The sequence below is a fragment of the Paraburkholderia sp. WC7.3g genome (assembly GCF_050436345.1).
GTDB classification, from domain to species: Bacteria; Pseudomonadota; Gammaproteobacteria; order Burkholderiales; family Burkholderiaceae; genus Paraburkholderia; species Paraburkholderia podalyriae.
The window spans coordinates 1,984,069-1,993,471 of record NZ_JBNDMA010000001.1; the positions used below are offsets into that span (position 1 = coordinate 1,984,069).

Genomic DNA, 9,403 nt, shown 5'->3' on the forward strand with positions numbered 1-9,403 from the left:
ATGGAACAGAACGAATCCCGTCAGGGCGCGACCGAGACCGTTGTGCTCGACGCCGCGCAGGACATGTCCTTCGCCGGCGACAGCGTCTATGCGTCGCTGTGCAACAAGATCAACCTGAAGCCCGTATCGGAGGCGCGTCCGCTCGAGGCATTCCGCGATAACGACATGCTGTCCGAGGCGTCGGCCGACGAGCGCATCGCGCGTGGCATCGGCGCGTTTCTCGAGCTGGTCGCGCAATCGAGCCAGCCGGTTGAGCGACTTGACAAGTCGCTGCTCGATTTTCATATCGGCCAGCTCGATCGGCAGATCAGCCGCCAGCTCGACGCGGTGCTGCATACGCCCGAGTTTCAGGCGCTCGAGGGCCGCTGGCGTGGTTTGAAGATGGTGGTGTCGCGCACGGATTTTCGCAAGAACGCGCGTATCGAAGTGCTGGACGTGTCGAAGGATGCGCTGCAACGCGACTTCGAAGACACGCCGGAGCTGATCCAGAGCGGCCTGTATCGCCTCACGTATATCGAGGAGTACGACACACCGGGCGGCCAGCCGATCAGCGCATTGATCAGCGACTTCGAGTTCGCCAATTCGCCGCAGGACGTGGCACTGCTGCGCAACATCTCGAAGGTCGCGGCGGCTGCGCACATGCCGTTCATCGGTGCGGTCGGCGCGGCATTCTTCGGCAAGAAGTCGATGGAAGAAGTCGCGGCGATCCAGGATATCGGCAACTACTTCGATCGCGCCGAGTACATCAAGTGGAAAAGCTTCCGCGATACGGACGACGCACGTTACGTGGGTCTCACGATGCCGCGCGTGCTCGGCCGACTGCCGTATGGCAAGGACACGACGCCGGTGCGCGCGTTCAACTACGAGGAAGCGGTGAAGGGCCCGGACCATGACCGGTACCTGTGGGCCAACGCGTCGTTCGCGTTCGCCGCCAACATGACGCGCAGCTTCGTGAACAACGGCTGGTGCGTACAGATCCGCGGCCCGCAGGCGGGCGGCAAGGTCGAAGATCTGCCCGTGCACCTGTACGACCTCGGCACGGGCGCGCAGCCGAAGATCCCGACCGAAGTGCTGATTCCGGAAACGCGCGAGTTCGAGTTCGCGAATCTCGGCTTCATTCCGCTGTCGTTCTACAAGAACCACGACTTCGCGTGCTTCTTCTCGGCGAATTCTGCACAGAAACCGGCGCTGTATGAGACCAAGGAAGCGACGGCCAATAGCCGTATCAATGCGCGGCTGCCGTACATCTTCCTGCTGTCGCGTATCGCGCACTACCTGAAGCTGATTCAGCGCGAAAACATCGGGACGACCAAGGATCGACGTCTGCTGGAGATCGAGCTCAACAACTGGATCAAGGGTCTCGTCACCGAGATGAAAGATCCGGGCGACGAGCTGCAGGCATCGCACCCGCTGCGTGAAGCGAAGGTGACCGTCGAAGACATCGACGACAACCCGGGCTTCTTCCGCATCAAGCTCTTCATCATTCCGCACTTCCAGGTCGAGGGGATGGACATCGGGCTGTCGCTGGTGTCGCAAATGCCCAAGGCGAAGAGCTGATCAGGTGTTTTCTGATTGAGTCTTCGCACGAGCTGCCGGGGCAACCGTTAGCAGTTGCCTCGGCAGCGCTCTGATATTGGCGTAGTCGAGAGGAATTCAATGTTGATGGTATTGCCGTTGCAGGCTTATGAATTGAAGCTGGCGCCGCACCCGGCGCCGTTCTCGATCCTGAAGTTCACGGGCGTAGATCGCATCAGTGAGCTGTATGGCTATGAGATCGAATTCACAAGCCCGATAGCGGGAATTCCGATGGATCAGGTGCTCGGGCGCCCGGGGCGGTTCACGATCGAGCCGGGCGACCCCGATATCGGTTATCTGCGCAAGATGTTCGGCGAGAACGCCGAAAAGTTCAGCACCAGACCGCCCGCGCATACGATTCACGGCATCGTGACGAAGTTCGACGAGTTCGAGACATCGGCCGATCAAACGCGCTACAAGGTCGTGTTGGAGCCGAAACTCGCCGATCTCGATCGCGGCGTGACGAGCCGGCTGTTTCAGAAGCAATCGGTCGAGGAGATCATTACCGATACATTGCGGCACTACGGATATCGCAGCGGAGTCGACTTCGTGTTCCAGCTGCGTGGACAGTACAAGCGGCATGAGTACATCACGCAGTATCACGAGACGACATTCAGGTTTATCCAGAGGCTCTGCGCGCAGGAAGGAATGTGGTTCCGGTGGGAGCAGAAGAAGGATCGCGCAGTGATCGTGTTCGGCGACGATCTCGATGCATACGCGCGCAAGCAGCGTAGGGTGCCCTACCGGCGTAATGCAGGAATGGAGAGTGCCGGTGCGGAGGCAATCACGGCGCTCGAGAAAAGGATGCAGCGCGTGCCGGAGGCCGTGCGCCTGCACGACTATAACCATCGCCAGGCGGGAGTTTCGTTGCTCGTGGAAGAGAACACCGCGCGCGACGACAGCACCACGAACGCGGTCGATTACCAATGGGGCGAGCATTACGAAACGCCCGACGAAGGTCAGCGTATTGCCCGGTTGCGGCATGAGGCGCATCTGGCCAGTCAGATTGCGTTTGTCGGCACGGGCAATCCGTTCTGGCTCGAAGCGGGCGAGGTCATGTCGATCGATCCGAATCCGGCCGATGCGAAGCACGGGATTTTCGTGACTTCAGTGAAGTCGCAGGGCGCGCGGGATCAGGCGTATCAGGTGACGTTCGAGGGGATACCGTCGGATCGTGTGTGGCGGACTTCGATGGAGTCGGTCCCGCGGCCTGCTATCGATGGGATTTTGCCCGCGCGGGTCACGTCGCCGGGGAATTATAAGTACGCGTATCTGACCGAGCAGGGCTGGTATGTGATCGTGCTGCCGTTTGACCTCGATGAGTGGAGTCCGGGCGGGACCAGCCGGCCGGTGCGGTTTGCGAAGCCGTATAGCGGGGATGACTATGGGCATCACTTTCCGCTGATCGATGGGGCGGAAGTGGCGATCGTGTTCACGGCTGGGGACCCGGATCGGCCTGTGATCATCGGGGCGACGCATGACAGCTTGCACCCGGATCTGGTTAATAACCTCAACAATACGCGCAATATCGTTCGCACCGCCGCTCGGAATGAGATGCGGATGGAGGATAAGGAAGGGGGTGAGCATATCCATCTCGCCACGCCGTTTCAGAGTAGTGAGCTCAATCTGGGGCATATGGTCGATGGCGATCGCCAGGACCGCGGACACGGCGCCGAATTGCGAACCGATGGGGCTGCGGCTTTTCGCGGCGCGAAGGGCGTGCTCGTCACCGCCGAAGAACAACCGGGCGCCGCGGGCCAGCAACTCGCCATGCAGGATGCCGACAAGACGCTCGAGCAGGCCGAACAGGTCCTGCGTGTGCTGAATGACTCGGCGAACGCTGCGAAGGCGCTGCAGGCTGACATCGATCAACAGCGCCTGCTGATCCAGCAAAAGCTCAAGGGTCTGCAGAAGCCGGTAATTTTGGCGACAGCTCCGGAAGGTGTCGGCCTCGCGAGCGGTGCACAGATGCAATTTGCGGCCCGCAACCAGATGTTCGTTACCGCAGGCGACGGTCTCGACATCGGCGTCATGAAGCGTATCGCGGTCGCCGCTGGCGAGGCGATTTCGTTTTTTGCGGCGCGGCTTGGAATCCGGATCTTCGCCGCGAAGGGCAAGGTCCAGGTGCAGGCGCAATCCGACACGATGGAACTGATGTCCATGCAGAACATGACAGCCAGTTCATCGGATGGCGAAGTCATCATCACTGGCCGCAAGGGCGTCACGATCGGCGACGGGTCCGGTGCCTACATCAAGCTCTCGGGCGGCAAGATCATTCTCGGCAGTCCGGCCGGAGAAATCGAGCTCAAGGGCAACCTGAAAGTCGACGGCGCGGACGGTAGCAGTTTCAAATTTCCCACCTGGTCCAGGGCGTCGCCCAACGACGTGAAGGACGCAACGAACTTCGGATTTTCTGAGTAAACACAGCCTAAGCACAGCCATGACGAGTCACCCTGCACCGAAGAATCCGCAAGCGCCCACGCCGGCCCCGGCCGGGCTGAAGCCGTTGCCGTTCGCCTTTCCGTTCCTGCGAAAGGGACGGGGCAAGTCCGGGGCTTCCGCGCAATTCACCGGTGAGCACGAGATCTACCGCCTGCTGGCCGAACGCGAGCCATCAGGCGCGTATCTCGTGAGTCGCAAGGGGATGTGGCACGGTGGCATCCACGTCACGGAGGCGGGCGCCGGGCAGTCGCTGGATCTCGACGCGGGACTGCGCTGCATCGCCGATGGCGTGCTGATTGCGTTTCGCGCCAATAAGACCTATCCGCTTAGCGAGATTGCTGCGGCCGGTGGCGGGACACCGGTTCAGGCGCCGTATAGCACGGGCTTCGCGCTGGTGCGGCACACGATGGAGTTCCCGCAGGGCACGAAGCTGACGTTCTACAGCCTGTACATGCACCTGATGTCCTGGGAGGACTATGCGAGCTTCCCGAAGCGTGACAAGCCGTCGTACTGGCCACGGCAATGGAAGGTCACCCCGCACGCGCAGGACAAGCCCTCGCCGGGCCGCAACGGGCAGGTGGCCGATCCGTCGCAGCAGGGGTTGCGGGTTCGCAAAAGCCATCCGCACGGCGAAATCATCGGCATTCTGCCGCAGGGGGCGAGTGTCAGCATCGGCAAGAAGGAGGGAGGCTGGGGCCAGGTGACGGCGCTGGACGGAGCATCGCTGTATCCACCGGAAGCCGGCGGATACGTCGAGCCGTCCCGTGCCATCGGCGGCTGGATTTGTCTGGGCCAGGAAAACGGCGGCCCGGTGGTCGAGGAGGTCATCCCGGACTCGATGTTCGACCATGTGGTTGTGACCGCGAATCAGAACGGAGGCGGTATCCAGATCAAGGCAGGCGACCTGATTGGTCACCTCGGCCGCTATGACTCGCTGAACCAGGGCACGTCGGGAACGCGGATGGCGCACATCGAGGTGTTCTGCGACGACTGCATCCAGCCGTTCCTCGAACAGGGCCGCGCATGGGTGAACCAGCACGGTCCGCACAAGGAGGACTGGGCGGCAGTGGGCCTGCCATCCGGGCCGACGATCCTGCGGATCGCACCGGGCACGGTGCTGTGTCAACGTACTGAGGACAACAGGTTTGTCCCTGGCGCTGACCCGCAGTCGAGAAAGACGGACACCGTTCAGGTGTACTCGCTCGCCGAACTGGCGCGCGATTCGAATCGACGGGTCCCCGAGCCGGATCCGCATCCCGATCCGGGTTGGCCGGTGAGCTGGTGGCATGTCGACGGCGTGAATGCACTGGGTCAACCAATCGACGGCTGGGTGTGCGACTTCAATCACCCGGGCGGCCGGGTGACGCCGGAATTCGCGCAGAAGTGGATCGACTTCGAGTGCCTGACGGATGCCCATGATCCGGCGCATACGATTTTTGCGACCACCCGGAAGTGGGTGGATTATGCGAGCGGCGCCAATGTTGCCGACCCCGCTTCGCGTTCGAACCTCAGTCCGTTGATGCTCAAGGTGTATGACACCCTGTTCAGGAAAGGCGATGGGAAGCAGGCAGCTGATGAACTATGCACGCTGTCACAGACCGAGCGTGGCGGGTATCCGTGGCTGATGAAGGCGGCGTCGAGGCTGATCGTCAGGCACGAGAGCGAGTGGGCGAACCCGGCAAAATGGAAGCAGCTGATTGCCGAGTTGGAGAAGCAGACGGGGCCCAGGCCGCAGCACGGGGAAGAGCAGAAGCGGATCGGGAAGCTCGCGTGGTGGGATGAAGTGAAGGCAGCAGTCCCGGGTTTCCCCGGGCCGGAGGTTTTTCATATTCATCCGGTTGGATTGGTGGCGAATTTCGCTAGAAATTGTGATTGCGCAGCGAGATTTAAGTTGATATCGGCCATTATTCTTCGGCACGAAGGCGGTTATGTGAATAGCCCAAGCGATAAAGGAGGTGCAACCAATCATGGTATCGCATGGAATACGTGGCAGTCTTACGCGAAAGAGGATCTCGGTGTCGAGCCAACTCTAGAAAATTTAAAGAATCTGGCAAACGGTCAGGCAGAAAAAATTTATCTAAAACGATATTGGGAACCAAAAGGGTTTTGCAAATTCGCCGATATGCGCGTAGCTCTGATGGTTTACGACTGGACGATTACGTCCGGGGGTGCTGCCAAACGGATACAGAACATGCTTAATAATAAGCACGGCGCTGGCATCAAAGCCGATGGCGCCATGGGTGAGGGTACTGTGGATGCGATAAATAAGATCAACGATCAAGGTGCGTTGCTTAACGAAATCGCAGAACTTCGACGGCAATACTATACGGATATCACGGTGAGAAACCCTTCTCAGATAGTTTTCTTGAAGGGATGGCTTAATCGTGTTGATGATTGCCTCAATGTGAGGATTTGAATGATGAGCGGAGCAAAATTCTTTAAAGCATTATTTTGTCTGGTCGTCTTTATTTCTGGTGCCGCGTTCTCTGCCGAGCCTTCTTTTTTTAATGGGAAATGGGAAAAAATTGAGAAAATCGGCGCCTCGGAGAAACCATATTCGGTTATAGATCTGTCCCTGACTGAAGATGACGCAGGCACATTAAAGGGATCGTATTGTTTTGCCACTGAATATGGCGATAAAATTGACTGCAGTCCGGATGGTGACATTAATATAACTGGTCGCGTGACGAAGAATAATCCGAAGCGCGCTATCGTAAATTTCAACACATTTTTTGAAGCGAGAAATGGCGTTGCCGAGCTCGTAGTCAATGACGATGGCTCGATTGTATGGAACGTGGTTACTCAACCTCAAGGTGGATATTTTTTCGGTCCGAACCACGCTGTCTTAGGAAAAATTACGTCTGAAGCACATAGTCATACCGGAGGCAAACTGGTCGTCACAGATAGAGCCTACTTATATGATGAGCCTTCGCATTTAGGTCGCCATAAGACATATTTGATAAAGGGTGATTATGTAAAGCTGATTGATGTCTCGGCAGACCTGAGATTTTGGCAGATAGAATTCTTAAAAAAAGATGGAAAGACAATTAAGAAGTGGATCGGTTGCGGCGATATAGATTTTTGTGCGAAATGAAGATGTGTGCGGCATATAAACAAACTTTGTTCGTATTAATGGTGACATGGTCAGCCATTGCGTATGCCAAAGACACGGCTGGCTCCGTTCAACTCTTGGGCAATTGTGACGAGCAAAATGAATGCGTGGTCAATTTGAATGCTTCGGGTTCGCAATGGGAAAAGCTGTGCGATTCGCCTGATTTTTCAGTACTCTGGACCAAAAGGGGCGAGCGGTATCTGGTTCAATGTAGAAGCAGAAGCACGTCGGAAGAAAACGTAGTGTGGATCATTGATGTAAAAACTGGATTTTTTGGAAAATTGTACTTCGGTCGATTCTTTAAAAAGAGCATTCTTGAAGCGGGGCCTAATATGAAAATTGAGGACAAATTCCAGTCGCGAGGTCTTTGTAGTGCTGCCGAGATTTTAAGGGTCAAGGCGAGCAATTTCGTGTTGCTCGATAAGAAATCGACGAACAATTCCGAAAATCCCTATTGCTATGATCCCATCTATCTGACACTTCAGGGTGGTCGCCTCACTATCGGGACCAACAACGGTCCTTTCAAAATTGGCGATACCGACCATGCAGTGCATGCGGTACTGAACCGAGACAAAGCACGTCTGAGCCATCTTTTGGATACTGTCCGCAGGTGGCATCCGGAACCATAAAACATTGATGGATGACAATGTCCACGCATGAGTCAGCGCGGCACCCGCAAGGTACGTTCAGATAACCTGGAAAAATAACTATCGGGCGATCGGGGAGAAGATCGGGATCGATCTCGTTCATGCACCTGATCGCATGCTCGAACCTGAAATCGTTGCGTGGGCGACCGTATACGGGATGGAAATGGGTATATTCACCGGCAAGAAACTGTCGGATTATGTCAGTGCTGATGGGCAGGATTACTTCAACGCTAGAAGGATTATTAATGGCCTTGATCAAGTCGACACAATTGCTTCTTTTGCAGATCGATTCAAGTCGATACTTGAGGCTGTGAAATGTTGAAATTTAAAGTATGCATGTTTATCGTCGTTGCTCTGCCAATAGATGCCTGCGCTGAAATTTTGAAGTTCGTTTCTGCGCGGGACGGTCACATATACGAGGCGTGGATAACTTCGACTAAGCACGCCAATTCTGTTTCTTTCTACCGAGATGACAGGCTACTTGGCACGTACGATAACCTTATTGTGAATGAGTCATCGCTATCATCCAGTTTAGTGCCTGTCATCATTGGAGCTGGAATTGCGCTAAAAATAGAATCGGATGGGTCGCGAAACAAATACCAAATTCTCGCGCCAATAGAGTTTGTTGGCGGAAATTTGTATGTCGAATGTTTGTACAAGAATCTCTATGGCGCCGTCGAAGACACCCGATCGGTTGGTGCAATTTGTCAAAGGCAAGAACTGCATCAATTTGATGTCTCTGCCTCCATTAATGCCGCCAACCTGAATCTTTATGCCGCGAACCAAAATTGGCTAAAGAGCTTGCCGCCCGGATCCTGCTCGAGCGCTGTGGGTATTGAGGTTGGCTCGTACAGGATTGCTAGATGTACCCCTGAAGGGGCGTCGGAGACAAGCAAACAGAAGATTAACGCGCTTGACCAAAAGAATAGACTACTCGTCTCGACCACAGGGTATGAACTGATTCCATTGGAAGGTAGCTCTGAGTTCTTTTTGGTGGCAAATATGAAAAATGACGCAGTGTTGTTTAAGGGTGACTTTTCGTGTTATGCGATCGGATCAAACGTGTCTGATACCGATGTCGGCACTGCTAGGATCGGCGCCAGTCTTGGCATTAACTATGCCATTGGAAAGACTGGAAAATGCCTAAAATGCAATTATAGCTATGCCTCGAAAAATCGGGAGATTTCATTAAGAGGAAATGTGGCGGGCGAAATTTACTACCTCTTGGAGATGGGTGCCGACCGAATCTCTAGTGGAGCATTTATGCTAAATCCAATTAGAAATGGAATCCAAGGAGTTTGGGTTGGAGTTCCACCAAAGGGACCATTCGTAGTTTACGGAAGATAATGAACAAGAGAGAAAACGCCAAATGAAAAACCTCGCATACGAAGGCGACGCAACGAGCCACGGCGGCAAGATCCTGACCGGCTCGGATCGCATCAAGGTAAAGGGACGCCGAGTGGCACGTATCGGCGACAAGGTCTCATGTCCGATCCACGGCGACAACCAAATCGTCGAAGGCAGCGACAGGATGAAGGATGGCACCACGCCGCTATCGCGCGACGGCGATCACACGCAGTGTGGGGCGGTACTCATTGCCTCGTCCGGCGGAGCGCAGGTCCGGTAA

8 protein-coding genes are annotated in these 9,403 nt (G+C 55.9%); all 8 read left to right on the forward strand.

Annotated elements, in window-relative coordinates; all coding sequences use genetic code 11:
• The 8 genes from tssC to OKW43_RS09245 all read left to right on the forward strand — a co-directional run bounded on the left by tssC (position 1) and on the right by OKW43_RS09245 (position 9,403).
• Complete coding sequence (tssC, locus tag OKW43_RS09210; protein ID WP_429446700.1) at positions 1–1,557, forward strand: type VI secretion system contractile sheath large subunit; 1,557 nt, start codon at positions 1–3, stop codon at positions 1,555–1,557.
• A gap of 99 nt (positions 1,558–1,656) precedes the next feature.
• Complete coding sequence (locus OKW43_RS09215; protein ID WP_429446702.1) at positions 1,657–3,996, forward strand: type VI secretion system Vgr family protein; 2,340 nt, start codon at positions 1,657–1,659, stop codon at positions 3,994–3,996.
• Between the two features lie 19 nt (positions 3,997–4,015).
• A complete protein-coding gene (locus OKW43_RS09220; RefSeq protein ID WP_429446704.1) occupies positions 4,016–6,433 on the forward strand; it encodes a glycoside hydrolase family 108 protein in 2,418 nt (805 codons plus the stop codon).
• Between the two features lie 3 nt (positions 6,434–6,436).
• On the forward strand, positions 6,437–7,111 hold the full coding sequence (locus OKW43_RS09225) for a hypothetical protein (RefSeq protein WP_429446706.1): 675 nt from the start codon (positions 6,437–6,439) through the stop codon (positions 7,109–7,111).
• Positions 7,108–7,758, forward strand: coding sequence for a hypothetical protein (locus OKW43_RS09230; protein ID WP_429446708.1), 651 nt, complete (start codon positions 7,108–7,110; stop codon positions 7,756–7,758). The genes OKW43_RS09225 and OKW43_RS09230 overlap by 4 nt, the downstream gene beginning before the upstream one ends.
• Before the next feature lie 133 nt (positions 7,759–7,891).
• Positions 7,892–8,098, forward strand: a complete 207-nt coding sequence (locus OKW43_RS09235; RefSeq protein ID WP_429446710.1) for a hypothetical protein — start codon at positions 7,892–7,894, stop codon at positions 8,096–8,098.
• Positions 8,092–9,123: a hypothetical protein gene (locus OKW43_RS09240; protein WP_429446712.1), complete on the forward strand. Its 1,032-nt coding sequence runs from the start codon at positions 8,092–8,094 to the stop codon at positions 9,121–9,123. The genes OKW43_RS09235 and OKW43_RS09240 overlap by 7 nt, the downstream gene beginning before the upstream one ends.
• Before the next feature lie 22 nt (positions 9,124–9,145).
• Positions 9,146–9,403 carry a PAAR domain-containing protein gene (locus OKW43_RS09245; RefSeq protein ID WP_429446714.1) on the forward strand — a complete coding sequence of 86 codons (258 nt, stop codon included), beginning with the start codon at positions 9,146–9,148 and terminating at the stop codon, positions 9,401–9,403.

Excerpts from the sequence above, each read along its gene's own strand:
- OKW43_RS09245 (WP_429446714.1), top strand. The coding sequence starts at position 9,146 with ATGAAAAACCTCGCATACGAAGGCGACGCAACGAGCCACGGCGGCAAG.
- OKW43_RS09230 (WP_429446708.1), top strand. The coding sequence starts at position 7,108 with ATGAAGATGTGTGCGGCATATAAACAAACTTTGTTCGTATTAATGGTG.
- OKW43_RS09225 (WP_429446706.1), top strand. The coding sequence starts at position 6,437 with ATGAGCGGAGCAAAATTCTTTAAAGCATTATTTTGTCTGGTCGTCTTT.
- OKW43_RS09235 (WP_429446710.1), top strand. The coding sequence starts at position 7,892 with ATGCTCGAACCTGAAATCGTTGCGTGGGCGACCGTATACGGGATGGAA.
- OKW43_RS09215 (WP_429446702.1), top strand. The coding sequence starts at position 1,657 with ATGTTGATGGTATTGCCGTTGCAGGCTTATGAATTGAAGCTGGCGCCG.
- tssC (WP_429446700.1), top strand. The coding sequence starts at position 1 with ATGGAACAGAACGAATCCCGTCAGGGCGCGACCGAGACCGTTGTGCTC.
- OKW43_RS09220 (WP_429446704.1), top strand. The coding sequence starts at position 4,016 with ATGACGAGTCACCCTGCACCGAAGAATCCGCAAGCGCCCACGCCGGCC.
- OKW43_RS09240 (WP_429446712.1), top strand. The coding sequence starts at position 8,092 with ATGTTGAAATTTAAAGTATGCATGTTTATCGTCGTTGCTCTGCCAATA.